This is a genomic window from Cereibacter azotoformans, from assembly GCF_021391315.1.
GTDB lineage: Bacteria > Pseudomonadota > Alphaproteobacteria > Rhodobacterales > Rhodobacteraceae > Cereibacter_A > Cereibacter_A azotoformans.
The window spans coordinates 1,137,332-1,163,904 of sequence record NZ_CP090021.1; the positions used below are offsets into that span (position 1 = coordinate 1,137,332).

The following is a 26,573-nucleotide window of genomic DNA, read 5'->3' on the forward strand; positions in this document are numbered from 1 at the left end:
CCGTTCCTCCTCAGGCCGCGAGCGCATAGGCCGCAGGTGCGGCGAGCGCGCCTTCGGCATCGAAGAGATAGACATGCGCCGGATCGAGCCAGACCGAGACCTCGCTGCCCGGCGCGATCTCATGCACCCCCGGCACGAGCCCCACCCAGCCGTCGGAGCCGTGCACCAGATGCAGGAAGGTCTCGGACCCGGTGATCTCGATCGCCGAAAGCCGGCAGGAAAAGGCCACCGCCCGGCCGGAGTGGCGGTTGAGCGCCAGATGGTTCGCCCGGAAGCCCGCGAGGTAGTGCCCGTCGGCGAGGCGGGCAAAGGCGCCCTCGGCCGGGGCATTCGCGAGATGGCCGAAGCTCAGCCGCGTGCCGGTCTTGGTGACCGGCAGGAAGTTCATCGGCGGATCGCTGAAGACGCGCGCCGTCGTCGCATCGACCGGCCGGCGATAGACCTGCGGGGTCGGGCCGAACTGCGTCACGCGCCCCTGCCAGAGCGTCGCCGTGTTGCCGCCAAGCAGCAGCGCCTCTTCGGGCTCGGTGGTGGCATAGACGAAGATCGCGCCCGAAGCCTCGAAGATTCTTGGGATTTCCAGCCGCAGCTCTTCGCGCAGCTTGTAGTCGAGGTTCGCCAGCGGCTCGTCGAGCAGCACGAGCCCCGCCCCCTTCACCAGCGCCCGCGCCAGCGCGCACCGTTGCTGCTGCCCGCCCGACAGTTCCAGGGGCTTGCGCTTGAGCATGGGCGTCAGCTTGAGCATCTCGGCCACGCTGCGCACGTCGCGGTCGATCTCGGCGCGGCTGCGGCCCTGCAGGCGCAGGGGCGAGGCGATGTTCTCGTAAACGCTCATCGAGGGATAGTTGATGAACTGCTGATAGACCATCGCCACGCGGCGATCCTGCACGCGCACGCCCGTCACGTCGCGCCCGTCCCAGAGGATGCGGCCCTCGGCCGGAGTATCGAGCCCCGCCATCAGCCGCATGAGGCTGGTCTTGCCCGACAGCGTGGGGCCGAGCAGCACGTTCATCGTGCCGCCTTCCAGCACGAGGTCGGTGGGGTGGATGTGCACCCGCCCGCCGACCACGCGCGAAACCCCCTGGAGTTCCAGCGTCATTCTCCCCCCTGATCACTCGCCCGGCTGCGCCGGATCCTGGTGCCGCCCGGACCGCCCCTCCTCGGGCCGCCCGTCCGGTTGCGTCTGCCCCGTTGCGAACCTTCTGGCCCGCCGCGGACCTTCAGCCTGTGCCGGCCATCCCGGCCGCCCTGTCCTCGCCCGCGGCCTGCCGCATCCAGTCGTCCAGCGCCGCGATCTCCCCGGCCGTCATCCGCAGGCCGAGCTTGCTCCGCCGCCAGACGACATCCTCGGCCCGCCGGGCATATTCGTGCTGCATCAGCCAGCGCACCTCGGCCTCGGTGAGCGTAGCACCGAACTCCCGCCCCAGATCAAGCGCGTTGCGCGCAGAACCGAGCAGATTTCGCGCGTCCGTCCCGTAGGCCCGCACCAGCCGGAGCGCCCAACGCTCGCCAAGGAAGGGAAAGTCGCGCCGCAGCGCGTCGGCCAGCGCCGGGGCGCCGTCCCAGGGAAAATCCCCGCCCGGCAGGGGGACGCGGGCGGTCCAGGGGCCGCGGGCCTGCGGAAAGTGCGGCGCAAGCCGCGCCATCGCGCTTTCGGCCAGCCGCCGGTAGGTGGTGATCTTGCCGCCGAAGACGCTGAGAAGCGGAGGCCCCTGCCTATCCAGCGACAGGACATAGTCGCGCGTGGCGGCCGTGGCCGACTGCGCCCCGTCATCATAAAGGGGGCGGACACCAGAGTAGGTCCAGACGATGTCCGCGCGCGTGACCGGCTGGCGGAAGTAGTCCGAGGCGAAGGCGCAGAGATAGTCCTGCTCCTCGGGGGTGCAGCGCGCCTCGTCGGGGGCGCCGTGATGATCCTGATCCGTCGTGCCGATCAGGGTGAAATCGGTCTCGTAGGGGATGGCGAAGATGATCCGCCCGTCCTTGCCCTGAAAGAAATAGCAGCGGTCGTGGTCGAACAGCCGCCGCGTCACGATATGGCTGCCGCGGACAAGGCGCACCCCCTCGGTCGAGGGCAGCGACAGGGTCTCGCGGATGATGCGCGCGACCCACGGGCCGCCGGCATTGACGAGGGCGCGGGCGACATGCTGGCGCCGCCCCTCGGCGCCCTCGGTGGTGACGCGCCACACGTCGCCCTGCCGCTCGGCGGCCACCACGCGGGTCCGGGTGAGGATCGTGGCGCCGCGGTTCTCGGCATCACGGGCGTTCAGCACCACGAGGCGCGAGTCCTCCACCCAGCAGTCGGAATATTCCCAGCCCCGTGTGAAGCGCGGTTGCAGCGGCGCGCCGGCCGGGTCGCGCGTCAGATCGACGGGCCGGGCCGGGGGCAGGATCCTGCGCCCGCCAAGCCGGTCGTAGGTCTCGAGCGCAAGGCGGATCAGCCAGGCCGGGCGGCGTCCGCGGGTCCAGGGCATCAGCCGGCCGAGCAGCCGCGCGGTGGGCGTGTCGCCGGCAAAGCGCATCTCGGGCTGCCAGGGCAGGACGAAGCGCATCGGCCAGGAGATGTGTGGCATGGCCACGAGCAGCGTCTCGCGCTCTTCCAGCGCCTCGCGCACGAGGCGGAACTCGAAATATTCGAGATAGCGCAGCCCGCCGTGGAAGAGCTTGGTCGAGGCCGAGGAGGTCGCCTGTGCCAGATCGCCCATCTCGGCGAGCGTGACGCTCAGCCCGCGGCCCGCGGCGTCGCGGGCGATCCCGCAGCCGTTGATGCCGCCGCCGATGATGAAGAGATCCACCGGATCCTCTCCGGCTCGTCCTTGGGCCACGCGCTTGCTCCCGCTGTCGTGCAGGAAGGAAGCCCGGACTGCGGCGTTATGTCAATGAAGATTTTCGAAAATGTGCGAAACGCAGGAAACCGAACATCGGCGGCTCCGGGCCGGGTGCGGCCGCCCGTGCGGGCGGCCGCTGTGTCTCAGTCGGCCGGGGCCGTCGCCGGAGGGGCGGGGGCATTGTCGGCCGAGGCCGGGCTGTTGCCGCCCACGCTGCCGGCCTGCGGTGCGGCTCCGGTTTCGCCGGTGCGGCCATCCATCTGCACGTCGGCGCCCTGGGGCGGATTGCCCTCGGCGACCTCGTAGCCGAACCACCAGACGAGGTAGCCCAGGGCGAAGATCACCACGACGGCAATGCCGATCAGCGGTCCCCGGTGGCGACGCTTCTGCTTGTCGATGTCGTTTTCGGATGCGGACATTCGCGGCTCCTCGGGCAGGGCCGGCCCGTGCGGCCGGCAATCGGATCTCAACCGGAGGCGTCGCGCAAGGTTCCCCGGCGGCATGCGCACGTCTGCGTGCGGATCGGCAGCGGGCAGGGGGTGAACCGGGGGCTGGAACAAGCCCGGCGGCCGCAGGTTCCGGCCCGAGGATCAGCAAGAGGAACGTCTCATGGCTCAGGAGAGACCGGACCGGACCGAATCCGGCAGCAGCACCACGCCCGAGGCTCCGGCGACGGGGCAGGACACCAGCGCGCGCCTTCGCGCCGACATCGACCGTGGCGCGACCGGGGACAAGGTGCCCTTCATGGACCCGGCCGCGGCGCCGCTGGGCACCGATGACGAGGCGGCGGGAACGCCGCCCAGCCCCGAGCAGATCGCCCGCGCCCGCGCGATGGAGGGGCGCATCCCGCACGGGACGGCCAATGCCTCGGCCCGTCCGCGGACGGTGGGCGAACTGGCCGGCAACGAGACACGCCGCGGGCTTCGGCCGATCCTGATCTTCGGCATCATCATGGTGCTGGTGGTGATCGTGGCGCTCGCCCTCTGAGGCGGGAGGTGGGGCCGGCAGCCGCCTGCCGGCCCTCGGGTTCAGTCGGGAAGGGCGTAGGCGATCACATGATCGCCCGGCTTCGTGCCCACCGAGCCATGACCGCCGGCCACCATGACGAGATACTGCCGCCCGTCCTGCTCGTAGGTCATGGGCGTGGATTGCCCCCCGGCCGGAAGGCGCGCGCGCCAGAGTTCATCGCCGGTGGTCAGGTCATAGGCCCTCAGATAGTCATCCACCGTCGCGCCGAGGAAGACCACGCCGCCCCGGGTGATGATCGGCCCGCCGATCCCCGGCACGCCCACCTTGAAGGGCAGCGGCAGCGGGGTCATGTCCCGCACCGTGCCGTTGCGGCGCTTGTAGGCGATCTCGCCGGTGCGCAGGTCCGTCCCCGCGACGAAGCCCCATGGCGGCGCCGAGCAGGGCACCTGCAGCGGCCCGAGGAACGGGCCCATGATGACGCCGTAGGGCGCGCCCTCGTTGCGGTTGAGACCCTGCTCGCTGGCGGTCTCGTTTGCGCCCGGCGGCGGGATCTCCTCCTCGGGGACGAGTTTGACGGTGAAGGGCAGGTAGGTCGGCATCCCGAACATGACCTGCCGCTCGGGATCGACCGCGACCGAGCCCCAGTTGAAGGTGCCGAAATTGCCGGGATAGACGATCGTGCCGTTCAGCGACGGAGGCGTGTAGCGGCCCTGATAGTTCAGCCGGTGATACTGGATCCGGCAGGCGAGCTGGTCATAGATCGTGATGCCCCACATGTCCCGTTCGCGCAGCGGATCGGGTGCGAAGCTGAGGGACGAGATGGGCTGCGTGGGGGCGAGAGTCTCCTCGTCGAGGCCCCCCTCCTGCGGGGCGGGCTCTTCCGACACCGGCAGCACCGGCTCGCCCGTCTCGCGGTTGAGCACATAGATGTCGCCCTGCTTGGTCGGCTGGACAAGCGCGGGCACCGTCTCGCCCTCGATCTCCAGGTCGATCAGCACGGGCTGCGCCGGCACATCCATGTCCCAGAGGTCATGGTGGACGGTCTGGAACACCCACGCCTTCTGCCCCGTCGCCACGTCGAGCGCCACGACGGAGGACGCATGTTCCTCGACCGCCTCCGACCGCCCCATCCCGAGCTGGTCCGGCACCTGGTTTCCGAGCGGGATATAGACGAGACCGCGCTCTTCATCGACCGAGAACACGGACCAGGAGTTCGGCGAGTTCGGGGTGTAGGTCTCGCCGTTCATCCAATCGATGGGCGCGGTGCTGTCGGGATTGCCGCTGTCCCAGTTCCACAGGAGCGCGCCCGTGTTGGCGTCGAAGGCCCGGATCACGCCCGACTGGGAATAGATCGAGAAATTGTCGTTGACCGCGCCGCCGATGATGATGCGCCCGCCCACCGCGACAGGCGGCGAGGTCGAGTAGTAGAAGCCCGCCGGCGTGTAGGGCATCCCGTGCTCGAGGTGGAGCGTCCCGTTGTCGGCGAAGAAGTCGCACAGCGCGCCCGAGTTGGCGTCGAGCGCGATGAGGCGCGCATCGGCCGTCGGCATGTAGACGCGCGCCGCGCACAGCTCGCCCTCTTCCCGGCCCGGATCGCGCCAGTAGGTGACGCCCCGGCAGGTCTGGTGCTGGCGGTCGGGCTCGAGCCCGGAGTTGGCGTCGAAGCGCCACGCCTGCTTGCCGGTGGCCGCATCGAGCGCAATGGCCAGATTGTGCGGCGTGCAGATGTAGAGCCGGTTGTTCACCTTGAGCGGCGTGACCTGATAGGTTGTTTCGGTCACGTCCTCGGGCAGCTTCACGTCGCCGGTCTGATAATGCCAGACCTGCTCGAGTTCGGCGACATTCTGGATGTTGATCTGATCGAGCGGCGAATACCGTTGGCCATATTGCGTGCGGCCATACTGGTGCCACTCGCCCGGTGGCGCCGTCGGCCCGAGATCGGGCTCGGCGCTGACCACCTCGGTGGGAAGTTCGCCCTTGCGACTGGCCTCGTCGCCGGTCCAGGACCAGATCGCCACCCCGATCGCCGCCAGCAGCGGCAGCGCGAGCGGCAGGCCGGGCGCGGGGTGGTGGTCCTCGGTCAGAAGCTGGCGGCGCATGAAGGGCAGGTAGAGCCAGATGCCCAGAACCGCGATCACGCCCCCGCGGGGGACCAGTTGCCACCAGTCGAATCCGACCTCCCAGATCGACCAGAGAAGCGCGCCGAGGATGAGCGCGCCATAGGTCCATTCGGCGGCGGCCGAGCGCCGATGCACCTGCCAGGCCGACAGCAGCATGACGGCACCGGCCGCGGCGTAGAACCAGCTTCCGCCGAGGGTGGCGAGCCATACTCCCGGGATCAGGAGGCCCAGGCCCGCCAGGGCGAGGACGATGGCGGTGATCGTGACGGTCAAGTTCGGGCTCCTCCGGTGGCGGTGTCGCTGGGGCAACAGGAGACGCCCGGCTTAGGTTCCTCGCATTGCGCCAAAGGAAGGATTCCGTCCCGCCGAACGGAAAAGGCGCGCAGGTTGCCCTGCGCGCCTCGAGAGATGGTCCGTCCGGTGGATCAGTCGACAGCCGTGTATTCCGGCAGCGACTCGAGTTCCTCGCGCGTCATGGGCACATAGACCCGGACGTCGCTCTGATCCTCGTTGGTGTAGATCTGCAGGTCCTCGAAGGGCAGGGCGACGTTGCGCGCGCCGATCCCGAGGAAACCGCCCACGTCGAAGATCACCTGTTCGATCTTGCCGTCCTCGGCCACCACGAAGTCCGAGATGCTGCTAACCGACTCGTCATTCATCGAATAGACGTTGGCATTCTGCAGGTTCTCGGCGGTCATCGGTTCGCCCGAGTAGAGCGTGAAGCCCTCGGGAACCTGCATGTCGCCCATCATCGCACCGCCGGTTCCGGTCATGCCGGTGTCGGTCGTGGTGGTGCCCGTCATGCCGGTGCCGGTGGTGTCGGTTCCGGTCATGCCGGTGCCGGTGGCGCCATCGGTCGTCGGTGCCGTCTCGGTGCCGGTCGCCGGCGACGTCGTGTCGTTGGTCGCCGGGGGGGTCGTGGTGTCAGTGGCTGCGGGCGGAGTCGTCGCGCCTGCGTCGGGCGTCGTCGCGTCCTGAGCCAGTGCCGAATAAGCGGTGGTCGAAGCCAGAAGTGCCGAGAGGGCAATGACTTTTTTCATCGTGCGATCCTTTCGCCTTGGAAGACTAATTGGACAGAGCCGTTAAGGCCTGCTGCGGATCCAACGGGTCTCGGCGGGTATGGTTTCGCCTTGGCGACGGCGATGCGGGAGACACTCGCCCGCAGGCGAAGATTCGCCCAAAACGCCGAATATCGTAAGCGAAAAAACGCTCATCGCGCTCTATCACGCTGACGTGATGGAACAAATTTCCAGTCGTCGCGTGGGAACTGCCGGGCCCTGACCCTGTTGAGGGATGATCGGCAGCGGCGTCCCCACATCCGTCGTCTCGCCGATGTCTTCCCTTGACTCAACTCCCGCCGATCCCCCGGCGGGAGTTTTTTCATGTCATCCCACAGATGATGGAAAAAGCGGCACACCCGAGGGCATGCCGCTTCAGAGGTGCGCGCGCGTGACGCGGCGTCAGAAGGACTCGACCATCTGGCAGATCTGGGTCCAGGAGGTCAGCGAGACCGAGGCCGAATCGAACTCCTGCGTGCCCGGCGTCGCGGGCGATCCCTGCGCCCCGGTGTCGGCGGTGTTGCTGGCGTTGACGCTGCCCGCGCCAGAGCCCACGGTCGCGCCGTCGGCGGGCGGGTTGGTGGTTGCGCCGGTGCCCGTTGTCTGGGGCGCGTTCTCGCGCATGGCCTGCTCGACCGCCGTCACCCGCTCGTCCGAGGTGCCGGGCCCGGCGGTGGTGCCCATGTCGTCCGTGGTCGCGTCGCTTTCGCCGACGGTGCTGACCTTGGTATCGGGATGGCCCGTCGTGTCATGGGTCGGGGTCGAATCCGCCTGGGCGGCCTGTTCACCCGTGGGTTGCCCGATCGGACTTGCAGCGCCGCCGCTCTCCAGCTCGGCCCCGTCCGCCGGACCGGCGGTGCCGGTGGCCGTCATGTCGGTTCCTCCCGTCCCGCCGGTGCCCGTCGTGGCGCTTGCGCCGGCGTCGGCCGACGCCGGGTCCGTGGCTCCCGCACCGCCGGCGGGCGGGGCTCCGGCGCCTTGGGTGCCGAAAGCGGCGCAGTCATCCCGAACCTGCTGCTTCTGCTGTTCCGACAGCGAGTCCCAGCTCGAGCGGATCTCGGAGTTCGTGCGCAACGTCATCGAGCCGCCGGGATTGAAGAACGTGTCCACCATGGGCGCGTCCCAGTCGCGTCCCATGGTGGTGCCTTGCGCGGTGGTTGTCTGGGCGGCGGCGCTGGTGGCCAGAAGGGCGGCCACACCGGCGAGGAAGGGGGTGCGAAAAATGGTCATCTTGGTCCTCTCTTACTGAACTGGGGGGCTGATCCGGGGGAGGGCGGCCTGCCGGCCGCCCCGTTCAGGCCTGCGTGTTGCGCGAACCGCCGGGGCGATCGTCGCTCAGGCCGCTGTCAGTGCCGCCGGGGCCCGAGAGGCCGCTTCCCGACTGGCCGGTCGTCGCGCCGCCGAGGGTGCCGGCACCGCTGCCCGACCCTGTGCCCGAGCCGCCCATCGCGTCGCGGACGCGCAGGTTGTTCTGGACATGCCGCACGCCCGACACCGAGTCGGCGCAATCTTCCGCCCGGCGCTTCTCGATCTTGGAGCTGACGTGGCCCGACAGGGTGACTTCGCCGCTCGCCACCAACACCTCGATGTCCGAGGCGTCCACGCGCGGGTCGTCGCTCAGGCGGTCGTTGACGTCGCCGTGAATCCGCTCGTCCGAACGCTGGTAGCCACGGGGGCCCTTCCCGCGGTGATCGGCCTCTCGGCGGTGGCTGGCGTCCTCGTCGCCCACCCACGACATGACCTCATCGGCGGCACGTTCCATGAAGCCGCGCTCGCCCGCCGAGTCGTGGAAGCGCGGGCCGCCGCGGCCGGTGCGCTCGCTGGAGGACCGGCCCCGCCCATCCCATTCGCGCCCCATCTGCGGACCGTAACCCCAGGAGCGTTCGTCCTGCGAGCCGCGCTCGGAATAGGGATCGTAGCCGCGGTCATGGTCGCGGTCGGACGCGCCATAGCCGCCGCGCCGCTGGCCGCGGTCGCGCGGGTCAAAGCCCGCCGCGCCAAAGCCGTAGCCGCTGGCGGCATCCATCCCCGACCCCTCACGCCAGCGATCGCGGCCGCCGCCCTGATCCTCCTGGCCGCGATCCTGATAGCGTGCGTCGAACCGGTCGCGGAAACGGTCGCGCTCGTCGCGCCCCGACCTCCGGCCGCCCCTTTGTTCCTCGCCTTGGTCTTCCCGGTAGCCGCGGTGCGTGTCGTCATCGCTCCAGCCGCGCTGGCGGGGGTCGAACCTCGAATGTGCCATGTCTGGTCCTCCATCGAGCCTTGCGGGCGAACAGGCACGTCTCCCGCGTTTTCAGACGGTCCATGCAACGGGCGCTTGCGGCGAAAGTTCCCGCAAGCGGCAGCCGCGCCCTTCACGAGCAGGGCACGAAACCTGCATTGCCGCGGTTGCGGCCTCTCCGTGTCACGGCCGCTTCGTCCCCTGGCGCCCCTTTGCCGGGCGGGGTCAGGTCACGGCCCGGTCACCTCGCGGTGAACGAACAAGGGAACCTTCCCCGACCGCTCTGCATTGACGGCGGGAAGGGAGAGGAAGCAGCCGCATCGCTTTCCCGGACATAGCCAGAGGACAGCCCATGACGTCGTCAGTTCCCCGGCCGCCGCCGGGCGAGAATCCCGAGCCACTCACGGACCCGGATGTGACGCCGGGCCCGCTGCCGGCACCGGGCGAAAGCCCGGACCTGCCACCGACCGAGCCCGACCTTCCGGGCGAAGGTCCGGGCGTCCCGCCGACCGTTCCGGTCTGAACCAGCCTCTGAAGAACGTGACAAGGAGCCAGAAGTGAACAGCATCATCTATATCGTGGGCCTCGTGGTCATCGTCATCGCCATCCTGTCCTTCCTCGGCTTGCGCTGAGGCCGGATCGGCCGATGCCCGTGCGAGTGACCGGCCCGTGAACTGACGTGGGGCCGGGGACCAGTAACCAGATTGCCAGTTTCAGGTGCGAGTAACCGGGCCCTGCGATGACGCGGGGCCTTCGGCACGACCTTCCGGCGCGCGCGCACCGCAGCGGGCGCCGGCATGACCCGTGAGGCTCCTGCGATCTAGGGCTCCTGCAGCAGCTTTTCGAGCATGGTGGAAATCGTCACCGCCGTCACGGGCTTGTCCAGCACATCCACATCCGCAAGATCCTCGGGGATGGCCTCGCGCGTTTCGCCGGTGACGAAGGCGAAGGGGATGCCGCGGATCCGCAGGGCGCGGGCCAGTCCGAAGCAGGGGCCGTCCTTGAGCCGCAGGTCGAGGAGGGCCGCGTCCACAGACTGATGCTCGACAAGACGCGCGCCCTCGGCGGCCGAGCGGGTCGGCCCCACGATCTCGAAACCCGAGGCGCGAAGCTCATCCACCATCGTCATGGCGAGCACGAGATCATCCTCGGCAAGAAGGATGCGCGGCGGGTGCAGCTTGTCGGCTAGGGGCATGGGGAACCTCCGGTGCTGCCGGACAAGACCGGCCCGGCGCCTCGGGTTCCGTCATGGCGCCTTCTTTGTGCGGAACCGGCTGACGGCGCGGAACGACGGGCGGGGGCCGCGCGTTCGAAAGGGCTTTGTTCGGCAGGTCGTCATGGTGCAGCTGCTTCAGGATTTTCTCGCGCAGGACCTTGTGCTGCCCATGTTCAGCAGTCTGCTGACGGGCCTCCTGATCGGGTTTGACCGCGAGATGCGGGGCAAGCCTGCAGGTCTCAGAACCCATGCCCTCGTCTGTTTCGCGGCGACCGTCCTCACGCTTGCGGCGGCGCGTCAGGCGGAATGGACGGTGTCGTTCCTGGGCGACACGCAGATCGTCGCCGATCCTGCCCGCATGGCGCACGGCATCCTGACGGGCATCGGCTTTCTCGGTGCCGGCGTGATCTTCCGCGAGGGCGCCTCGGTCCACGGGCTGACCACGGCCGCCTCGCTCTGGGTCACGTCCGCCATCGGGATCGTCTATGGCGTGGGCATGTACTGGCTGGCGGTGGCCGCCACGGTCGCGACGCTGGTGGTTCTGGTGGCGCTGCGGCTGTTCTATGCGCTTCTGCCGGTGCGGACCGAGGTCCGCCTGCGGGTGACGGTGCGGCTCGGCTCGCGGTTCGACGCGCGCCGCCTGACCGAGATCCTTCGGAGCGAGGGGCTCGAGGTCGGGCCGGTCAGCCGGAGCCTCAGCCGCCCCTCCGAGCGGCTGCGGCTCTCGACCGCCACCCATGCCCGGCGCGAGGCGGCGCTGGACCGGCTTGCCCGCGCGTTGACGGACGAGGAGGATGTGCTGTCCTTCGACATCATGCCGGTCGAGGATCCCGCGGGCCGGCCCTTGCCCGATCCGCTGGCCGAGCGCGACTGACCCCGGGCCTCCCGCGTCGTCACCGGCCCGGCGCGATCCCCCCGCCAAACCGGTCGGCCTCGTCGCGGATGCACCGGATCTCCTCGGCCAGCGCCACCTCGATGCCCACGCCCGGCGCGGGCACGGCGCCCGGATCCTCCTGATTGTCCTGCATGACGCTGCGCTCATCGAGCCAGGCCCGCAGCTCGTCGCTGCCCGCAAGTGCCACCAGCCGCGCCAGCACCTTGCGCTGCGCGATCAGCCGGCCCTCGATCGTCTCTGTCGTCAGCCCGGTCATGTCCCCTCCTTGGATTGCGTCACCAGTCGTTCAAGCCGGCCGATCACCGTCCGCCCGAGTGTCACGGGGCGGGCCTCGGACAGCGGGCAGGGGCCCTCGAGCCGCTCGCGGATCGAGCGGATCGTCCAGTCTCCGGCCGAGCGGGCGCGGGCGAGTTCGTCCCATGTGATCGGGGTCGCCACCGTTGCACCGGGCCGCGCGCGCAGGCTGTAGGGGGCGACGGCGGTCGAGCCGCGGTCGTTGCGCAGCCAGTCGATGAAGATCCGGCCCTTGCGGCCGGCCTTCGCCATCGCGGCGGTGTAGCGATCGGGCGCCTCTTCCGCGAGCAGGGTCGAGAGCGCGCGCGTGAAGAACTTCACGCTCTCCCATTCGGCCGCGGGCTTCAGCGGCACGATCACATGCACGCCCTTGCCCCCCGACAGCATCGGCACCGCGGGCAGGCCCAGATCGTCGAGACGCACGCGCAGCTCTGCTGCCGCCTCGCGCACGCGGGCGAAGTCGAGGCCCTCGTCGGGATCGAGGTCGAAGACCATCCGGTCCGGCCGCTTGAGGCGGCGGTTGCGCGATCCCCAGATGTGGAACTCGAGCGCGCCCATCTGCGCCGCCCCGACGAGGGCCGGGACATCGGGGAGAGTGATGTAATCCTCGGGCCCGGACTTCGTCTCGACCTTCACGGTGCGGATCGCCGAGGGCATGCCGCGGGTCCGGTGCTTCTGGAAGAAACACTCGCCCGCCGCGCCGTCCGGGCAGCGCACCAGCGACACCGGCCTGTCGCGCAGGAACGGCAGCATCCGCGGGCCGAGCGCCTCGTAATGCTCGGCCACCTCGCGCTTGGTCACGGCGGGCCGCTCATAGATCCTGCGGTCGGGATTGCTGATGCGGATGCCGGCCACCCGCACCTCGTTGTCGGCTTGGGGCATGGGATCCTCGTTCGTCCTGCCTTCGCGCGGCGCGCGGGGCGCACGCGCCGGCGGTTTCGGGGGGGCTGCATCGTCGGCCAAGGCGTCCTCCGGCGCCTCGAGCCGCACGTCGCGCGCAGGCTTGTCGTCGCGCAGGCCCGCAAAGACGCCGTGGCGGATGTGCCCGTCGCGCGTCAATTCGGTGAAGGTCACCTCGGCCACCAGATCGGGGCGCAACCAGCGCGCGCCCTCGGCCCCCTCAGGTACATGGCCGAACGGAGAGGTGGCGCGCGCGCGCCCGGCCAGCAGGGGCGTCAGTTCGCGGAAGATCCGCGCGTCAAAGCCGCTGCCGACCGCGCCCCTGTAGGTCAGGCGGCCCGTCTCGTAGCTGCCCATCACGAGCGAGGCGAAGGGGCGGCCGGGCTTGTCCGACGCCTTCCAGCCGCAGATCACGAACTCCTGACGGAGGACGCATTTCACCTTGAGCCAGTCGCCGTTCCGCGTGCCGGAATAGGGGGCTTCGACCCGCTTCGAGATGATCCCCTCCTGCCCGGCCGCGCACATCCGCTCGTGCACCTCGGGGCCGTGGCCCCGGATGTGGGTCGAGTAGTGGATCGCGCCCGTCTCTCCCTCCAGAAGGCTCTCGAGCCGTGCCTTGCGCTCCAGCAGGGGCAGGCCGGTCAGATCCTCGTCATCGAGGGCCAGCAGGTCGAAGGCCATGAAGGCCAGCGCCCCCCTGGTCTTGAGGCGCGCCTGCAGTTCTGAGAAGGCGCCGCTCGCCTCTCCGGGGGCGATCACCTCGCCGTCGATCAGCGCCCGCCCGACCGCGAGGCGCGCGAGGTCGGGCACCAGCGCGCCGAACTTGTCCGTCCAGTCCAGCCCCGAACGGGTGTGGAGGCGCACCTTGCCGTCCGCGAGCGCGGCGAGGCAGCGATAGCCGTCGAACTTCGTCTCGTGCAGCCAGTCCGGCCCGTCCGGCGCGGCCGGCACGAGGCGCGCAAGCTGGAGGGGCCGGAACCGGGGCAGGGCGGCCGCCTTGCGGCGCTGGCGCGGCCTGCGCCCCTCGGCGATCTCCTCCATGCGACGGCCGCTCTCGACAGAGGTCACATGGGCCTCGACCAGCCCCTCGGGCCCCGGCCGTTCGTGCGCGTCATGCTCCTTGATCAGCAGCCAGTTCTCGCCCTTGTCGCCCGCGCGTGGCTTGAGGCGCACGAGCATCCAGCCGCCGCGCATCCGCTCGCCCTCGAGGCGGAACTTGAGCCGGCCCTCGCTCAACCCCTTGTTGACGTCGTCGAGCGCCTCCCACGTCCCGCGATCCCAGAGCATGACGGTGCCCCCGCCATATTCGCCCTTGGGGATGGTGCCCTCGAAGCCGGCGTAGTCGATCGGGTGATCCTCGGTGCGGACGGCCAGGCGGCGGGCGGACGGGTCGGCCGATGGCCCGCGCGTGACGGCCCAGCTGAGCAGCACCCCGTTCCATTCCAGCCGGAAGTCCCAATGAAGGCGGCGGGCGGCGTGTTTCTGCACCACGAAGCGGAGCGCGCCCGCGCGATCCTCGGGCGTGCGTCCGTCCGGCTCGGGCGTGCGGGCGAAGTCGCGCCTGGCCCGGTAGCGTTCGAGATCCTGGGGGCGCGCGGCTTCGGACATGGGCGACGGACTCCGCTGAAGGCTCTGCCCAAACGTGGCGCGGCCGTGACAGTTCCTGCGACGCGCCCCTCCGCCTGTCGTCACCGCGTCTTGTGGCGGTCACGGTTCGTTCGGAAAATAACCGCGCAGCGGAGGAACCCGAAGCGCAGGACGCGTGTTCCCTCGACAGCGAGGGGCGGCTTCGGGCGGGTGACATGGTTGAATGCAACAGGGAGTGTCTGGGGCGGCTTGCCGAGGCTCGCCACCAGAACCGAGGCTCCGGCACAGGGGAGACTGCCCGTGCGTCAGCCTGAGGATCCCCTCAATCCGGACACCGCCCTGAGCGCCGCGTCACCTGCGCGGGATTCATGTCGGGATGTGCTGCAGGCGGACGGAACAAAAGCCGGACAGGGCTCTTGTCATGCGACAGTCACAAGACAAGAACCCGAGGCCATGTTTCCTTTCATGCAGGACAGCCAGGGTGAAGACCTGGTCAACAAACATGTCGAGGACAATCTTCGACGCACCTACACCGTGTCAACGGCCGATCAGTCAACCGACGATCGGTTTGCGTCGCTGCTGCGGCGCATTTCGGAAAGACAGGTGCGGTCGGGTCAGTCCTGACCTTCGCGCATCGGACGGGGCGGCCCCGACGGGCCGCCTCTCGCTCAGGAATCGCTTTCCTTCACGGATTCACGCGGTGCCAGCAGGACCGGATTCCCGGCCATCTGGGACCCCAGCGCGCAGGCGAGGCGGCGGGCCAGCAGCTGAATCGGCTCCGGCACCGGCTCGGCCTCGATGGCGCGCAGCAATTCCTCGCTCAGGTCTTTCAATTCGTCCGGTCCCATGTGCGGACCTTCGTGTTCCTTTGGCTTTACCATCATCCCACCTGCCCTCGCCTCGTTTTGCGCCGACCGGCCGCGAAGCGCAATGTCAAAGACGGAACCGCCCCGGCAACTCGGCGTTGAAATCCGAAAACGAAGCCGTGAAGAGCCAGGGAGCCGCCCGTGACGGACCAGACCCCCCCGCGATCGATCATACCCGACGTGGTCGATCTCATTCCGGCGCTGCGTGCCTATGCGCGATCGCTGAGCCGGAACCAGGCGGATGCCGACGATCTCGTGCAGGAGACCCTTCTCAAGGCCATTGCAAACGTTGACAAGTTCCAGCCGGGCACGCGGCTCAGGGCCTGGCTGTTCACCATCCTGCGCAACACCTTCTACACCCGGATCCGGGTCTCGGCGCGCGAGCGGACGGGGACGGCCGACTGCGTGTCGGGCGAGATGTCGGTTCAGCCGTCGCAGGAATGGACGGTGCGCGGCCAGGAGTTGATGGCCGCCATCGACCGGCTGCCCGCCCACTACCGCGAGATCCTGATCCTGGTCGTCATGCTGGGCGAGAGCTACGAGGAAGCCGCCCGGATCTGCGATTGCGCCATCGGCACGGTCAAGAGCCGCGTGAGCCGGGCCCGCCAGCTCGTCATGAACGACCTCGAGGGCGGCGGGACCTGAGCCGCCCCGGAGCCGGCGCCCGCCGCTGGAGACTGTCGATCCCGGAGTGGAGCCTCGCAGGGCGCGGCGCCGTCGATCAAGGCCCCTCTCGGATCCCGCCGCATCCCTGCAAGCCATCCTCCCGGTGCCGGTGTCGAGGGCATGAACCCCCTATATCTCCTGCCTCATCCGTGCCGCCGAAGGAGCCGGCGCGGCACGCGCGCGGGCGGCGGTTTGAGGCCGAAGCGCGCAGCGCCCCGCGCGGCGATTGCGTGCCCCTCGGGGTCGGGCTATGTGCCGTGCCACGAGGAGCAAAGGAGAACCGAGCCATGAGCCGCGCATTCGTGTTTCCCGGGCAGGGCGCCCAGACCATCGGGATGGGCCGCGCCCTCGCCGAGGCCTATCCGGCGGCCCGGGCGGTGTTCGAGGAAGTGGACGAGGCGCTTGGCGAGAAGCTCTCGGCGCTGATCTGGGAAGGGTCGATCGACGAGCTGACGCTCACCCAGAATGCCCAGCCGGCCCTGATGGCGACGTCGATGGCGGCGCTCGCGGCGCTGGAGGCCGAGGGGCTGGGGATCGCCACGGCCTCGTTCGTGGCGGGCCATTCGCTGGGGGAATATTCGGCGCTCTGTGCGGCGCGGTCGCTGAAGCTGGCCGATACGGCGCGGCTGCTGCGCATCCGCGGACAGGCCATGCAGGAGGCGGTGCCGGTCGGCGTGGGGGCGATGGCGGCGCTTCTCGGTCTCGACTACGAGACGGCGGTCGAAGTGGCGCACGAGGCGGCGCAGGGCGAGGTCTGTCAGGCGGCCAATGACAACGATCCGGCGCAGGTGGTCGTTTCGGGCCACAAGGCCGCGGTCGAGCGGGCCGTCGAGATCGCCAAGGGCCGGGGCGCCAAGCGGGCCATCCTTCTGCCGGTGAGCGCACCCTTCCATTGCGCGCTGATGCAGCATGCGGCGAGCGTCATGTCCGAGGCGCTGGCGGCGGTCGTGATCGAGGCCCCGGTCTGTCCGGTCGTGGTGAACGTCCGCGCCGAGGCCGTGTCCGAGCCCGACCGGATCCGGGCGCTGCTGGTGGCGCAGGTCACGGGGGCGGTCCGCTGGCGCGAGAGCGTGATGTGGATGGAGAATGCGGGCGTGACCGAGTTCTGGGAGATCGGCGCGGGCAAGGCGCTGTCGGGGATGATCAAGCGGATCGCGAAGGGCGCTGCGACGCGCGCCATCGGGACGCCGGACGATGTGACGGCCGCCGCGGCGGTCTGACCGGGGGTGCCGCCCGCGGGGGCATCGAACCCCCGCAGGCGGCGCTGCCGCGGACGAGACCTTTGGCGGGGCCCTTGCGGCCAACCGGCGGAGGGGCGGCGCGCGCTTCAGGCCCGCGGATGGGCCCTTGCATAGACTTCCATCAGCCGCGCGCCGTCCACCGCCGTATAGACCTGCGTCGTCGAGAGCGACGCGTGCCCCAGAAGCTCCTGGATCGCGCGGAGGTCGCCTCCGGCGTTCAGCAGATGTGTGGCGAAGGAGTGGCGCAGCGCGTGGGGCGTCGCGGTCGGCGGCAGGCCGAGCGTCGCGCGGGCACGCTCCATGACCTTGGCCACGAGCCGCGGATTGAGAGCCCCTCCGCGCGCGCCCCGGAACAGCGGGCCGGAGGTGAGATCGAACGGGCAGAGGGCCGCGTAGCGGGCCACCGCCTCGCGCGCCGCAGGGATGGCGGGCACCAGCCGTTCCTTGCTGCCCTTGCCGAGGATGCGCAGCACCTCGGGCAGGGGATGGGCGGTGGCCGGCAGCCCCAACGCCTCGGAGATCCGCAGGCCGCAGCCATAGAGCAGCGTCACCACCGCAAGATCGCGCGCCCGGATCCAGTCTTCCGCGCCGTCCTCGGCCACGGTGAGGAGGAGCGCCTTCGCATCTCTCTCGGAGAGGGGGCGGGGCAGCTTGCGCCGGAACTTGGGTCCGCGCGCCGAGAGGACGGCGGTCGCGTCCACCCCCTCGCGCTCGGCCAGCCAGCCGGTGAACCGGCGCACGGCCGAGAGCGAGCGCGCCAGCGAACGGGCGCCGAGGCCGCGGGCGCGCTCGTGCGCCATCCAGGCGCGCAGGTCGGCATGGGGCACCGAGGCCAGCGCCGGCAGACCGTAGCCTTCGCCCAGATGACCGGCGAGAAAGGCAAGCCAGCCCGCGACGTCCGCCGCATAGGCCCGGATCGTGTGGGGCGAGGCGCCCTCGATCACCCGCTGGTGGGTGAGCCACGCCTCGAGCGCGTCGCGCGCCGCCGGCGGGATCGCCAGGCTCACGAGAGCCAGCGGCGCATCGTCCGCTCGAACACGCCGGCGAAGAAGGCCAGGAGGTCGGTGCCCTGCGTCGGCTTGAAATGGTCGGCATCGGCCGAGCCCATGGCCAGCATCCCCGGCAGCCGCCCGCGCCCGAAGTCGAGCCGCATGAGCGCCTCGGAGGCCATGCCGGGCGAAGCCTCGCCGTAGAGCACCGTGTCCGGCAGGGTGCGCCGCAGCGTGACGGGGCGCAGCGGCACGTTGCGCCCCCCGGCCACATAGTCGGCGACGAAGCCCGGCTCGGCCACATGGAGCACCTCGCCGAGCCGCCCGAGCGCGGGATCGGCGTCGCGCTGCGCGGTCTCGAGCACGAGCCGGATGCAATCCACCCGCAGGGTCTGCGCCACCTCGGTCGAGAGGTTGAGCAGGAACTCCTCGAAACCCAGCGGATCCAGCATCTGCAGGATCGCCCGGTGGATCAGGTTGGTCCCGGCGAGGTTCTCGTAGGCCGCGGCGATGACCGAGCGATGGGTGTCCTCGAGCCGGTCCAGCCGCCCTTCGAGCCGCTCCATCGCGATGCCGCGCAGGTCGATCACATTGGCCCCCATCGCGCGCTCGTTCGCCGCGATGAGGGCCTTCATCAGGTCGCGGTCCTCGAGGATCATCTCGGGGGTCGCGATCAGCTTGTCGCGCAGGTCCTGTTCGATCATGCCGCCCTCGCCGGTGCCGCTGTCACAGGGACAGGATGGTCTGCCCGGTCTTGGCCCAGTCGGCGTCGAACATCTCGAGACCCTTGTCGGTCAGGACATGGTTGGCGAGGCCCTTGATGACCGCGGGCGGCGCGGTGATCACGTCGGCGCCGATGCGGGCGCATTGCGCGACATGGTTCGGCGTGCGGATCGAGGCGGCCAGCACCTCGGTCTGGAAGTCGTAATTGTCATAGACCTGACGGATGTCGGCGATCAGCTCGAGCCCGTCGAGGTTGATATCGTCCAGCCGGCCGATGAAGGGCGAGATGAAGGTCGCGCCCGCCTTGGCGGCCAGCAGCGCCTGGTTGACCGAGAAGCAGAGCGTCACATTGACCATGCGGCCTTCGTCCGTCAGCACCTTGCAGGCCTTCAGCCCGTCCCAGGTCAGCGGCACCTTGACGGTGATGTTCGGCGCGATCTCGGCCAGCTTGCGGCCTTCCTCGATCATGTCGTCCGCCTTGGCGGCCACGACCTCGGCCGAAACGGGGCCCGCGACCAGCTCGCAGATCTCGCGCGTCACCTCGAGGATGTTGCGCCCCGACTTCAGGATCAGCGACGGGTTCGTCGTGACACCGTCCACCATGCCGAGGGCATTGAGTTCGGCAATCGCCGCGACGTCGGCGGAGTCGACGAAGAATTTCATGAGGATCTTCCTTGGCTCGGGGTTCCGCGGGGGTGTCGTCCCCGCCGTCTGCGGTGTAATAGCGCATCGGGACGCGAGGGAAAAGGGAAGCCGGCGTGACGGGGCGCTTTGCAGAGGGCGAACGGGTGGGGGTTCTGACGACCGAACCGCTGGGCCGGGTGCTCGACTACCGCGCCCCCGAGGGTGGCTGCGGCTCCGGCGATTATGTGGTGGTGCCGCTGGGGCCCCGGCATGTGATGGGCGTGGTCTGGGGGCCGGGCGAGGGCGGTTTCGACGCGGCGAAGCTGCGCGGCGTGGAACGGGTGCTCGATGCCGCGCCGATGCGCGAGGAGATGCGTGTCTTCCTGGCCCGTGCGGCCGACTACACGCTGACGCCGCTGCCCGCGATGCTGCGGCTGGCCACCCGCGCTCCGGGGCTGGGCGATCCGCCGACGGTGCGCCGCGTCTATCGCGCCTCGGGTCACGAGCCGGCGCGCCTGACCGGGCCGCGCCAGCGGGTGCTCGATGCGCTGGAGGCCTATGGCGGCGCGCCGGTGACGCTGGCCGAGCTGTCGGCCGAGGCGGGCGTGACCGGCTCGGTCGTCAAGGGGCTGGTGAAGGCGGGCGCGATCCTCGAGGAGGAGGCGCCGCGCGATCTGCCCTATCCGCCGCTCGATCCCGGCGCGGCGGCGGTGCGGCTCGAGGGCGATCAGGTGGCGGCGGCCGAGGCCCTCGTCGCGGCGGTGGCGGCCGACCGCTACAGCACCACGCTTCTGAAGGGCGTGACCGGATCGGGCAAGACCGAGGTCTATCTCGAGGCGGTGGCCGAGTGCCTGCGCCGCGGCCGGCAGGCGCTGGTGCTGCTGCCCGAGATCGCGCTGACCTCGGAGTTCCTCGCCCGCGTCGAGGCCCGCTTTGGCGCGCGCCCCGCGGAATGGCACTCGGGCGTGACCGCGACCGAGCGGCGGCGGCTCTGGCGGATGGTCTCGGAAGGGGGGGCGCAGTTCGTGGCGGGTGCGCGGTCGGCGCTGTTCCTGCCGTTCCGCGACCTCGGCCTGATCGTCGTCGATGAGGAGCACGACACCTCCTACAAGCAGGAGGAGGGCGCGCTTTACAACGCCCGCGACATGGCCGTGCTGCGCGCCTCGATCTGCGGCTGCCCGGCGGTGCTGGCCTCGGCCACGCCCTCGCTCGAAAGCTGGGTGAACGCCGCGCAGGGCCGCTACGGCCGGCTCGACCTCGGCGCCCGCTTCGGCGCGGCCGAACTGCCCGAGATGCACGCGCTCGACATGCGCCCCGAGAAACTGCCCGCGAACCGCTGGATCTCGGAGCCGCTCGCACGCTCGGTCGAGGCGCGGATCGCGCGGTGCGAACAGTCGCTCCTGTTCCTGAACCGCCGCGGCTACGCGCCGGTCACGATCTGCCGCGCCTGCGGCCACCAGATCGGCTGCGATCATTGCGATGCGCGGATGGTCGAGCACCGGTTCCAGAAGCGGCTGGTCTGCCATCAGTGCGGCGCGACCAAGCCCATGCCCGAGGCCTGCCCCTCCTGCGGGGTCGAGGGGCGGATGGCGCCCGTGGGGCCGGGGGTCGAGCGGCTGGCCGAAGAGGTGGCGGGGCGCTTTCCGCAGGCGCGGGTGGCGGTGCTGTCGTCGGACCTGTTCGGATCGGCGCGCGCGCTGAAGGAGCAGATCGCGGCCATCGCCGAGGGCGGCGCCGAGATCATCATCGGCACGCAGATCGTGGCCAAGGGGCACAATTTCCCGCTGCTCACGCTGGTGGGCGTGATCGACGCGGACCTCGGGCTGCAGGGTTCGGACCTGCGCGCGGCCGAGCGCACCTTCCAGCTCGTGCGGCAGGTGGCGGGGCGGGCCGGGCGCGCGGCGGGCAAACGTGGCGTGGCGCTGGTGCAGACCTACCAGCCCGAACATCCGGTGATCCGGGCGATCCTCGGCGGCGACGAAGAGGCCTTCTGGCGTGCCGAGGCCGAGGAGCGGCGCGTGGCCGGGATGCCGCCCTACGGCCGCCTTGCGGGGATCATCCTGTCGTCGCCCGACGTGGGGCAGGTGTTCGAGATCGGCGCGGAGCTTGCGCGCGCCGACGCGCCGCTGCGCCGGATCGGGGCACAGGTCTTCGGGCCCGCGCCCGCGCCCATCGCCCGCGTGCGAGGGCGGCACCGGGTTCGCCTGCTGGTCAAGGCGCAGAAGGGCGCGCCGCTGCAGGCGGCCCTGGCCGAGTGGATCGGGCAGGTGAAGCTGCCGGCAAACCTGCGCCTCGCCGTGGACATCGACCCGCAGAGCTTCCTCTGAAGGCCGCCGGTCTGCGCGCCGCTGGCGCGACCGTGATCGCCGGGGCCTCCGGGTGCCGCCAGCGTGACTCGCACCGCCGGACGGGCGGGCCTATATTCGAGGCCTGTCAACCGGAGGCCGCATCATGTTCCTGCTCAACCGTAAGAAGTCCGAGATGGTCTCTCCCGCCGAGGCGCTGCCCGGCCGACCCGACCCGATCCCCACCGCCGAGACGCATTTCCTGTCCGGCCTGCCGCTCAAGTCGCCGGTGCCTGCGGGCATGGCCGAGGCGGTCTTCGGCATGGGCTGTTTCTGGGGCGTCGAGCGCAAGTTCTGGCAGGTGCCCGAGGGGGTCTGGCTCACGATGGTGGGCTATGCCGGCGGCTACACGCCGAACCCGACCTACGAGGAGGTCTGCTCGGGCCGCACCGGCCATACCGAGGTCGTGCGCGTGATCTACGATCCCACGGTCGTCTCCTACGAGATGCTCCTCAAGCTCTTCTGGGAAAACCACGATCCGACGCAGGGCATGCGGCAGGGCAACGATACGGGCACGCAGTATCGCTCGGCGATCTACACCTATGGCGAGGCGCAGGCCGAGGCGGCGCGTGCGAGCCTTGCGGCCTATCAGGGGGCGCTGACCGCGGCCGGCCGCGGCCGGATCACCACCGAGATCCGCCCGGCGCCCGCCTTCCATTTCGCCGAAGCCTACCATCAGCAATACTTGGCCAAGAACCCGGCCGGCTATTGCGGCGTTGGCGGCACCGGGGTCTCCTGCCCGATCGGGACCGGGGTCGGGGCGGCGGCGCCCGCACGCTGAGGGGCGCTTGACGCGGGGCAGGGGCGGGGTTAGGCCCGCCCGGACCGCACCGGAGGCTGCCCCATGCCCACCTATTCCGCCCTGACCACGCTTGAAGGCGAGGAGGCCGCCGAGGCCCTCGCGGACGCGCTCGAGAAGATGGAGCCCGAGCCGACCGGCGTGGGCGTGTTCGAGATCGAGGATGGCTCGGGCCTCTGGGAGGTCGGGGCCTATTTCCTCGAGGCACCGTCCGAGGCGGTGCTCGAACTGCTGGCGACGGCGTTCGGCGCCCGGCCCTTCGCCCTGTCCGAGCTGCCCGAGATCGACTGGGTTGCCAAGGTCCGCCGCGAGCTGTCGCCGGTCGAGGCGGGACGCTTCTTCGTCCACGGCAGCCACGACGCCGACAAGGTGCCCGAAGGCCGGATCGCGCTGCAGATCGAGGCGACGGTGGCCTTCGGCACCGGCCACCACGGCACGACGCTGGGCTGCCTGCGCGCCCTCGACCGGCTGGTGGATGCGGACTTCGCGCCCGCCAAGGTGGCCGACGTGGGCTGCGGGACCGCCGTCCTGGCCATGGCGGCCGCAAGCGTCTTCCCCGAGGCTCTGGTGATCGCCTCGGACATCGACGAGGTGGCCGTCGAGGTGGCCGAGGCGAATGTTGCGATCAACGGGCTCGGCGGGCGCGTCACCTGCCTCGAGGCCGCGGGCTTCGATCATCCGCGTCTGGCGGCCGAGGCCCCGTTCGATCTGGTCTTTGCCAACATCCTCAAGGGCCCACTGATCGAGCTTGCGCCGGACATGGCGGCCCATGTGGCGCCGGGGGGCGGGCTCGCCATCCTCTCGGGCCTGCTGGTGGTGCAGGCGGACTCGATCACCAAGGCCTATCTCGCCGAAGGTTTCGAGCTTGCCGCGCGCGAGGATCTGGGCGAGTGGTGCTGCCTCGTGATGCGGCGCCCCTGAGGGCGCCGCCCAGTCCGTAGCCCTGCCGTCTCCTTCCGCACGCCACGCTTTTGCCACGATCCGGGCGTAGCCCCGTTCGATCCGGGGGGCGAAGTTCGTGGGTGCAGGCGTTTCGATGGATCAGAATCTTGCCGACTTCCGCCGGCGCATCGCCCGGATCGAGGCGGCCCATGCGCGCGGGTTCGGCTTCGAGGCGCAGGGCACGCTCGGCCGCTCCCACTATGTCAAGCCCCGACGTCGCCGGCCGCGGCTCATCGGGCCGCTTCTCGTCGTCATCCTGTGCGGGCTGGGGCTGAAAGGCGCGCTGCTCTGGCAGATCGGCGCGGGCCCTTACGAGGCGCGCGTGGCCCGGCTGGCCGCGGGAGAAGGCTTCGACCGGATCGGCAGCGCCCTGCTCCGACCCGATCCCGGGTCGCGGTTCGTGGCGAAAAGCCTTGAGGAATTCCTCGCCTCCCGCTGAGACCGTGGCGCTCCGTCACCGGGGCGCGTTGGCGGGGCCTGTTCCGATGCAAACAAAAAGGCCGCATCCCGGTGGGGAGCGGCCTTTCGCAGGTGATCCGGGAGAGAGCGTCCCGTTCCCTGCTGGTCCTCAGCGGCGGAGGGCGCAGATCGCATCGATGTCACCGCGGCACAGACCGATGTCGTCCAGCTCGCGGTCGCTGAGCTTCGACAGGGCGGCGCGGGTGGCGCGCGCGTCGTTCCAGGCCACGACGGTGGCGACGAGGTCGCTCACGCGCTGGACGAAGTGGAAGGTGGAGATGGCGCCGAAGGGCGCCGGGCGGGTCGTCTCGAAGGCGGCCATGGCGTCTGTCCTTTTCATTCTGCTGAAGATCACAGCAATCGCTGCGTCTGAGTGGCAAATAATCCGGCAGCGTCATGTCGGCAATCGACACCGAAGCATTGCCGCATTGCAGAAAACGCAAGGCTCGGTTTCATGAAACTGTCTTGTTTTCCGGGAGCTTGCGAAACCCGCACGCCCCGTCGCATCGGCTTGGAGAAGTGTCGCTTTTTGGCCATGCCTGCGGGGCGTGGCCGGACATCGGCGGAAGGTGCTGGCGGGTGTTCCCGCTTCGTGCTAGCCCTTGCGGCAACAGGAAGCAGGGGGTGGCATGAGGGTTCTGGGGATCGATCCCGGTCTGCGGAACATGGGCTGGGGGGTGATCGACGTCTCGGGCACCCGTCTGGCCCATGTGGCCAATGGGATCTGCCACTCTGATTCGGGCGACCTGGCCCAGAGGCTCTTGTCCCTGCACAGGCAATTGACCGACATCCTCGCCCGGTTCGCCCCCGATACGGCCGCGGTCGAACATACGTTCGTCAACAAGGATGGCGTGGCCACGCTGAAGCTGGGCCAGGCACGGGGGATCGCGCTGCTCGTTCCGGCGCAGGCCGGGCTCGCGGTGGGGGAATATGCGCCTAACGCGGTGAAGAAGACCGTGGTGGGCGTCGGCCATGCCGCCAAGGAGCAGATCCAGCACATGGTTCGCCTGCATCTGCCGGGGGTCGAGCTTGCGGGCGCCGACGCGGCCGATGCGCTGGCGGTCGCGATCTGCCACGCGCATCATGTGCAATCCTCGGGCCGGCTCGAGGCCGCACTGGCGAGGGCGGCTCGATGATCGGCAAGATCTCGGGGATCCTCGACTTCCGCGGGCCCGACCATGTGCTGATCGACGTGCGCGGCGTGGGCTACATCGTCCATGTCTCGGACCGGACACTGGCCGCCATGCCCGCTCCGGGCGAGGGGGTCGCGCTCTATACCGAACTCGTGGTGCGCGAGGATCTGCTCCAGCTTTTCGGTTTTACCACCATGATAGAAAAGGAATGGCACCGGATGCTTATGACGGTGCAGGGGGTGGGCGCCAAGGCCGGCATGGCCATCCTCGGCGCGCTCGGGGCCGAGGGGGTCGCGCGGGCGATCAGCCTGGGGGACGCGCGCTCGATCCAGGCCGCGCCGGGAGTCGGCCCCAAGATCGCGCAGCGCGTGGTGCTCGAGCTGAAGTCCAAGGCGCCGGCGCTGATGGTGATGGGGGGCGCCGCGCCGGCGCGCGCCGCTGCGGTGGTGGAGGAGACGCCGCAAGAGCCTGCGCCGCGCCGCAAGCCCTCGACCAGGGCCGCCCCCCCGCCGGCTGCGAACCACACAGGGGATGCGCTCTCGGCGCTGACCAACCTCGGCTACCAGCCGTCGGACGCGGCGCAGGCCGTGGCGCAGGCCTCGGGCGACAATCCGCAGGCCGACGCTGCGGCGCTGATCCGTGCCGCGCTGAAGCTGCTCGCCCCGAGATCCTGACAGCCGTCGCACGGGCGGCCCGCCGATCTTGCGGTGGGGCTCTCGTGCGCCCATATCCCCCGCGTTCCGGGTAATGGGAGAAGCATGGATGGGTTACGTTCGCACCGGCATCCTCATGGCGGTCATGACGGCGCTGTTTCTTGGCGTCGGCGCCCTGATCGGGGGGCAGAGCGGCGCGATCATCGCCTTGATCGTGGCGGCGCTGATGAACCTCTTCACCTTCTGGAACTCGGACAAGGCGGTGCTGTCCATGCACGGCGCCCATGAGGTCGATCCCCGCGCCGCGCCCGATCTTCACACCATGGTGCGGGGGCTGGCCGAGCGCGCGAACATGCCGATGCCGCGGCTCTACCTGATCGAGACCGACCAGCCCAACGCCTTCGCGACCGGCCGCAACCCCGAGAACGCCGCGGTGGCGGTGACGCGCGGCCTGCTGCGGGCGCTTTCGCCCGAGGAGGTGGCGGGGGTGGTCGCGCATGAGCTGGCCCATATCAAGAACCGCGACACGCTGCTGATGACCGTCACCGCGACCTTCGCAGGGGCGATCTCGATGCTGGCCAACTTTGCCTTCTTCTTCGGCGGCGGCTCCAATCAGGAGGGCGAGCGTCCCATGGGGATCGTGGGCACGCTTGCGCTGATGATCCTTGCGCCACTGGCGGCGGGCCTCGTGCAGATGGCGATCTCGCGATCGCGCGAATATGAGGCGGACCGGATCGGGGCCGAGATCTGCGGCCGGCCGCTCTGGCTGGCCTCGGCGCTCGGCAAGATCGAGGGTCTGGCGCAGCGCATCGACAACACGCGCGCCGAGCGCAACCCGGCGACGGCCCACATGTTCATCATCAACCCGCTTCATGCGATGTCGCACGACCGGCTCTTTGCCACCCATCCGAACACCGCGAACCGCATCGCGGCCCTGCAGGCCATGGCGGGGGCGGGTGTTGAGCGGTCCTCGATGCCGCGCGTCCCGCGCCGCGGTCCCTGGCGCTGACGCCCGGCCTGCGCTTCGCGCTTGCATCCCCCGGCC

The 26,573-nt window shown here is 70.1% G+C and carries 27 protein-coding genes; 12 read left to right on the plus strand and 15 right to left on the minus strand.

The features are described from left to right. Positions 1-10: 10 nt before the first annotated feature. The 3 genes from LV780_RS05670 to LV780_RS05680 all read right to left on the minus strand — a co-directional run bounded on the left by LV780_RS05670 (position 11) and on the right by LV780_RS05680 (position 3,247). Positions 11-1,099 (minus strand): ABC transporter ATP-binding protein, encoded by a 1,089-nt coding sequence (locus LV780_RS05670; protein ID WP_117344947.1) that lies wholly within the window; start codon positions 1,097-1,099, stop codon positions 11-13. A 121-nt stretch (positions 1,100-1,220) separates the two neighbouring features. Continuing rightward, entirely contained in the window at positions 1,221-2,825 is a 1,605-nt protein-coding gene (gene glpD / locus LV780_RS05675; RefSeq protein WP_117344948.1) for a glycerol-3-phosphate dehydrogenase, read from the minus strand. A 146-nt stretch (positions 2,826-2,971) separates the two neighbouring features. Then, entirely contained in the window at positions 2,972-3,247 is a 276-nt protein-coding gene (locus LV780_RS05680) for a hypothetical protein (protein ID WP_011908247.1), read from the minus strand. Positions 3,248-3,437: 190 nt separating this feature from the next. On the opposite strand from LV780_RS05680, the gene LV780_RS05685 reads away from it, so the two are divergent. Continuing rightward, positions 3,438-3,815: a hypothetical protein gene (locus tag LV780_RS05685; protein WP_117344949.1), complete on the plus strand. Its 378-nt coding sequence runs from the start codon at positions 3,438-3,440 to the stop codon at positions 3,813-3,815. A 41-nt stretch (positions 3,816-3,856) separates the two neighbouring features. Here the strand turns inward: LV780_RS05685 and LV780_RS05690 are convergent, their stop codons facing one another. The 5 genes from LV780_RS05690 to LV780_RS05710 form a co-directional block, all read right to left on the minus strand. Next, positions 3,857-6,190, minus strand: coding sequence for a glucose/quinate/shikimate family membrane-bound PQQ-dependent dehydrogenase (locus LV780_RS05690; RefSeq protein WP_108220767.1), 2,334 nt, complete (start codon positions 6,188-6,190; stop codon positions 3,857-3,859). 152 nt (positions 6,191-6,342) lie between these two features. After that, the gene (locus tag LV780_RS05695; RefSeq protein WP_108220766.1) at positions 6,343-6,957 is read right to left on the minus strand and encodes a PRC-barrel domain-containing protein; all 615 of its coding nucleotides are present in this window, start codon (positions 6,955-6,957) and stop codon (positions 6,343-6,345) included. Between the two features lie 420 nt (positions 6,958-7,377). Further along, the gene (locus tag LV780_RS05700) at positions 7,378-8,205 is read right to left on the minus strand and encodes a hypothetical protein (protein ID WP_108220765.1); all 828 of its coding nucleotides are present in this window, start codon (positions 8,203-8,205) and stop codon (positions 7,378-7,380) included. Positions 8,206-8,269: 64 nt separating this feature from the next. Beyond that, positions 8,270-9,217, minus strand: a complete 948-nt coding sequence (locus tag LV780_RS05705; protein WP_108220764.1) for a BON domain-containing protein — start codon at positions 9,215-9,217, stop codon at positions 8,270-8,272. 799 nt (positions 9,218-10,016) lie between these two features. Beyond that, the gene (locus tag LV780_RS05710) at positions 10,017-10,391 is read right to left on the minus strand and encodes a response regulator (protein WP_108220763.1); all 375 of its coding nucleotides are present in this window, start codon (positions 10,389-10,391) and stop codon (positions 10,017-10,019) included. Positions 10,392-10,533: 142 nt separating this feature from the next. Between LV780_RS05710 and LV780_RS05715 the strand changes: the two genes are divergently transcribed. Next, positions 10,534-11,286 (plus strand): MgtC/SapB family protein, encoded by a 753-nt coding sequence (locus LV780_RS05715; RefSeq protein ID WP_108220831.1) that lies wholly within the window; start codon positions 10,534-10,536, stop codon positions 11,284-11,286. A gap of 19 nt (positions 11,287-11,305) precedes the next feature. Here LV780_RS05715 and LV780_RS05720 read toward each other — a convergent pair whose 3' ends face one another. Together LV780_RS05720 and ligD are read right to left on the minus strand one after the other, a co-directional pair. Then, positions 11,306-11,563: a hypothetical protein gene (locus tag LV780_RS05720; RefSeq protein ID WP_108220762.1), complete on the minus strand. Its 258-nt coding sequence runs from the start codon at positions 11,561-11,563 to the stop codon at positions 11,306-11,308. Then, the gene (ligD, locus tag LV780_RS05725) at positions 11,560-14,109 is read right to left on the minus strand and encodes a DNA ligase D (protein WP_108220761.1); all 2,550 of its coding nucleotides are present in this window, start codon (positions 14,107-14,109) and stop codon (positions 11,560-11,562) included. Before ligD ends, LV780_RS05720 begins: the two co-directional genes overlap by 4 nt. A 279-nt stretch (positions 14,110-14,388) precedes the next feature. On the opposite strand from ligD, the gene LV780_RS05730 reads away from it, so the two are divergent. Further along, positions 14,389-14,712: a hypothetical protein gene (locus LV780_RS05730; RefSeq protein ID WP_143542816.1), complete on the plus strand. Its 324-nt coding sequence runs from the start codon at positions 14,389-14,391 to the stop codon at positions 14,710-14,712. A 44-nt stretch (positions 14,713-14,756) separates the two neighbouring features. Here the strand turns inward: LV780_RS05730 and LV780_RS05735 are convergent, their stop codons facing one another. Next, positions 14,757-14,936 (minus strand): hypothetical protein, encoded by a 180-nt coding sequence (locus LV780_RS05735; RefSeq protein ID WP_101340726.1) that lies wholly within the window; start codon positions 14,934-14,936, stop codon positions 14,757-14,759. 159 nt (positions 14,937-15,095) lie between these two features. Here LV780_RS05735 and LV780_RS05740 point away from each other — a divergent pair, with 159 nt between their 5' ends. Together LV780_RS05740 and fabD are read left to right on the plus strand one after the other, a co-directional pair. After that, entirely contained in the window at positions 15,096-15,599 is a 504-nt protein-coding gene (locus tag LV780_RS05740) for a sigma-70 family RNA polymerase sigma factor (RefSeq protein ID WP_011908258.1), read from the plus strand. A 308-nt stretch (positions 15,600-15,907) separates the two neighbouring features. Continuing rightward, complete coding sequence (fabD, locus tag LV780_RS05745; RefSeq protein WP_011908259.1) at positions 15,908-16,840, plus strand: ACP S-malonyltransferase; 933 nt, start codon at positions 15,908-15,910, stop codon at positions 16,838-16,840. Positions 16,841-16,947: 107 nt separating this feature from the next. On the opposite strand, the gene LV780_RS05750 is transcribed toward fabD, so the two are convergent. The 3 genes from LV780_RS05750 to fsa are packed head-to-tail and all read right to left on the minus strand — an operon-like array spanning position 16,948 to position 19,236. Next, positions 16,948-17,868 (minus strand): tyrosine recombinase XerC, encoded by a 921-nt coding sequence (locus LV780_RS05750; RefSeq protein ID WP_108220760.1) that lies wholly within the window; start codon positions 17,866-17,868, stop codon positions 16,948-16,950. Further along, the gene (locus tag LV780_RS05755; RefSeq protein ID WP_011908261.1) at positions 17,865-18,554 is read right to left on the minus strand and encodes a DUF484 family protein; all 690 of its coding nucleotides are present in this window, start codon (positions 18,552-18,554) and stop codon (positions 17,865-17,867) included. The genes LV780_RS05750 and LV780_RS05755 overlap by 4 nt, the downstream gene beginning before the upstream one ends. Before the next feature lie 22 nt (positions 18,555-18,576). Next, complete coding sequence (fsa, locus tag LV780_RS05760) at positions 18,577-19,236, minus strand: fructose-6-phosphate aldolase (protein ID WP_108220759.1); 660 nt, start codon at positions 19,234-19,236, stop codon at positions 18,577-18,579. Between the two features lie 95 nt (positions 19,237-19,331). On the opposite strand from fsa, the gene LV780_RS05765 reads away from it, so the two are divergent. From LV780_RS05765 to LV780_RS05780, 4 genes are all read left to right on the plus strand, one after another. Beyond that, positions 19,332-21,524: a primosomal protein N' gene (locus LV780_RS05765; RefSeq protein WP_108220758.1), complete on the plus strand. Its 2,193-nt coding sequence runs from the start codon at positions 19,332-19,334 to the stop codon at positions 21,522-21,524. Positions 21,525-21,648: 124 nt separating this feature from the next. Next, on the plus strand, positions 21,649-22,323 hold the full coding sequence (gene msrA / locus LV780_RS05770) for a peptide-methionine (S)-S-oxide reductase MsrA (protein WP_101340722.1): 675 nt from the start codon (positions 21,649-21,651) through the stop codon (positions 22,321-22,323). A 63-nt stretch (positions 22,324-22,386) separates the two neighbouring features. After that, the gene (locus tag LV780_RS05775) at positions 22,387-23,262 is read left to right on the plus strand and encodes a 50S ribosomal protein L11 methyltransferase (RefSeq protein WP_108220757.1); all 876 of its coding nucleotides are present in this window, start codon (positions 22,387-22,389) and stop codon (positions 23,260-23,262) included. 115 nt (positions 23,263-23,377) lie between these two features. Continuing rightward, the gene (locus tag LV780_RS05780) at positions 23,378-23,722 is read left to right on the plus strand and encodes a hypothetical protein (protein WP_011908266.1); all 345 of its coding nucleotides are present in this window, start codon (positions 23,378-23,380) and stop codon (positions 23,720-23,722) included. Between the two features lie 129 nt (positions 23,723-23,851). Here LV780_RS05780 and LV780_RS05785 read toward each other — a convergent pair whose 3' ends face one another. After that, positions 23,852-24,064, minus strand: a complete 213-nt coding sequence (locus LV780_RS05785) for a DUF1127 domain-containing protein (protein ID WP_101340720.1) — start codon at positions 24,062-24,064, stop codon at positions 23,852-23,854. A 307-nt stretch (positions 24,065-24,371) separates the two neighbouring features. Between LV780_RS05785 and ruvC the strand changes: the two genes are divergently transcribed. From ruvC to htpX, 3 genes are all read left to right on the plus strand, one after another. Then, positions 24,372-24,878, plus strand: coding sequence for a crossover junction endodeoxyribonuclease RuvC (gene ruvC / locus LV780_RS05790; RefSeq protein WP_011908268.1), 507 nt, complete (start codon positions 24,372-24,374; stop codon positions 24,876-24,878). Then, positions 24,875-25,549, plus strand: coding sequence for a Holliday junction branch migration protein RuvA (gene ruvA / locus LV780_RS05795; protein WP_108220756.1), 675 nt, complete (start codon positions 24,875-24,877; stop codon positions 25,547-25,549). The genes ruvC and ruvA overlap by 4 nt, the downstream gene beginning before the upstream one ends. Positions 25,550-25,637: 88 nt before the next feature. Further along, positions 25,638-26,537, plus strand: a complete 900-nt coding sequence (htpX, locus tag LV780_RS05800) for a zinc metalloprotease HtpX (RefSeq protein ID WP_108220755.1) — start codon at positions 25,638-25,640, stop codon at positions 26,535-26,537. Positions 26,538-26,573: the final 36 nt, after the last annotated feature.

What these genes read in the sequence shown, in the direction of transcription:
- LV780_RS05670 (WP_117344947.1), bottom strand. Translation starts at nt 1,099, where the DNA reads ATGACGCTGGAACTCCAGGGGGTTTCGCGCGTGGTCGGCGGGCGGGTG.
- LV780_RS05680 (WP_011908247.1), bottom strand. Translation starts at nt 3,247, where the DNA reads ATGTCCGCATCCGAAAACGACATCGACAAGCAGAAGCGTCGCCACCGG.
- LV780_RS05685 (WP_117344949.1), top strand. Translation starts at nt 3,438, where the DNA reads ATGGCTCAGGAGAGACCGGACCGGACCGAATCCGGCAGCAGCACCACG.
- LV780_RS05695 (WP_108220766.1), bottom strand. Translation starts at nt 6,957, where the DNA reads ATGAAAAAAGTCATTGCCCTCTCGGCACTTCTGGCTTCGACCACCGCT.
- LV780_RS05700 (WP_108220765.1), bottom strand. Translation starts at nt 8,205, where the DNA reads ATGACCATTTTTCGCACCCCCTTCCTCGCCGGTGTGGCCGCCCTTCTG.
- LV780_RS05705 (WP_108220764.1), bottom strand. Translation starts at nt 9,217, where the DNA reads ATGGCACATTCGAGGTTCGACCCCCGCCAGCGCGGCTGGAGCGATGAC.
- LV780_RS05710 (WP_108220763.1), bottom strand. Translation starts at nt 10,391, where the DNA reads ATGCCCCTAGCCGACAAGCTGCACCCGCCGCGCATCCTTCTTGCCGAG.
- LV780_RS05715 (WP_108220831.1), top strand. Translation starts at nt 10,534, where the DNA reads ATGGTGCAGCTGCTTCAGGATTTTCTCGCGCAGGACCTTGTGCTGCCC.
- LV780_RS05720 (WP_108220762.1), bottom strand. Translation starts at nt 11,563, where the DNA reads ATGACCGGGCTGACGACAGAGACGATCGAGGGCCGGCTGATCGCGCAG.
- ligD (WP_108220761.1), bottom strand. Translation starts at nt 14,109, where the DNA reads ATGTCCGAAGCCGCGCGCCCCCAGGATCTCGAACGCTACCGGGCCAGG.
- LV780_RS05735 (WP_101340726.1), bottom strand. Translation starts at nt 14,936, where the DNA reads ATGGGACCGGACGAATTGAAAGACCTGAGCGAGGAATTGCTGCGCGCC.
- fabD (WP_011908259.1), top strand. Translation starts at nt 15,908, where the DNA reads ATGAGCCGCGCATTCGTGTTTCCCGGGCAGGGCGCCCAGACCATCGGG.
- LV780_RS05755 (WP_011908261.1), bottom strand. Translation starts at nt 18,554, where the DNA reads ATGATCGAACAGGACCTGCGCGACAAGCTGATCGCGACCCCCGAGATG.
- fsa (WP_108220759.1), bottom strand. Translation starts at nt 19,236, where the DNA reads ATGAAATTCTTCGTCGACTCCGCCGACGTCGCGGCGATTGCCGAACTC.
- msrA (WP_101340722.1), top strand. Translation starts at nt 21,649, where the DNA reads ATGTTCCTGCTCAACCGTAAGAAGTCCGAGATGGTCTCTCCCGCCGAG.
- LV780_RS05775 (WP_108220757.1), top strand. Translation starts at nt 22,387, where the DNA reads ATGCCCACCTATTCCGCCCTGACCACGCTTGAAGGCGAGGAGGCCGCC.
- LV780_RS05780 (WP_011908266.1), top strand. Translation starts at nt 23,378, where the DNA reads ATGGATCAGAATCTTGCCGACTTCCGCCGGCGCATCGCCCGGATCGAG.
- LV780_RS05785 (WP_101340720.1), bottom strand. Translation starts at nt 24,064, where the DNA reads ATGGCCGCCTTCGAGACGACCCGCCCGGCGCCCTTCGGCGCCATCTCC.
- ruvC (WP_011908268.1), top strand. Translation starts at nt 24,372, where the DNA reads ATGAGGGTTCTGGGGATCGATCCCGGTCTGCGGAACATGGGCTGGGGG.
- ruvA (WP_108220756.1), top strand. Translation starts at nt 24,875, where the DNA reads ATGATCGGCAAGATCTCGGGGATCCTCGACTTCCGCGGGCCCGACCAT.
- htpX (WP_108220755.1), top strand. Translation starts at nt 25,638, where the DNA reads ATGGGTTACGTTCGCACCGGCATCCTCATGGCGGTCATGACGGCGCTG.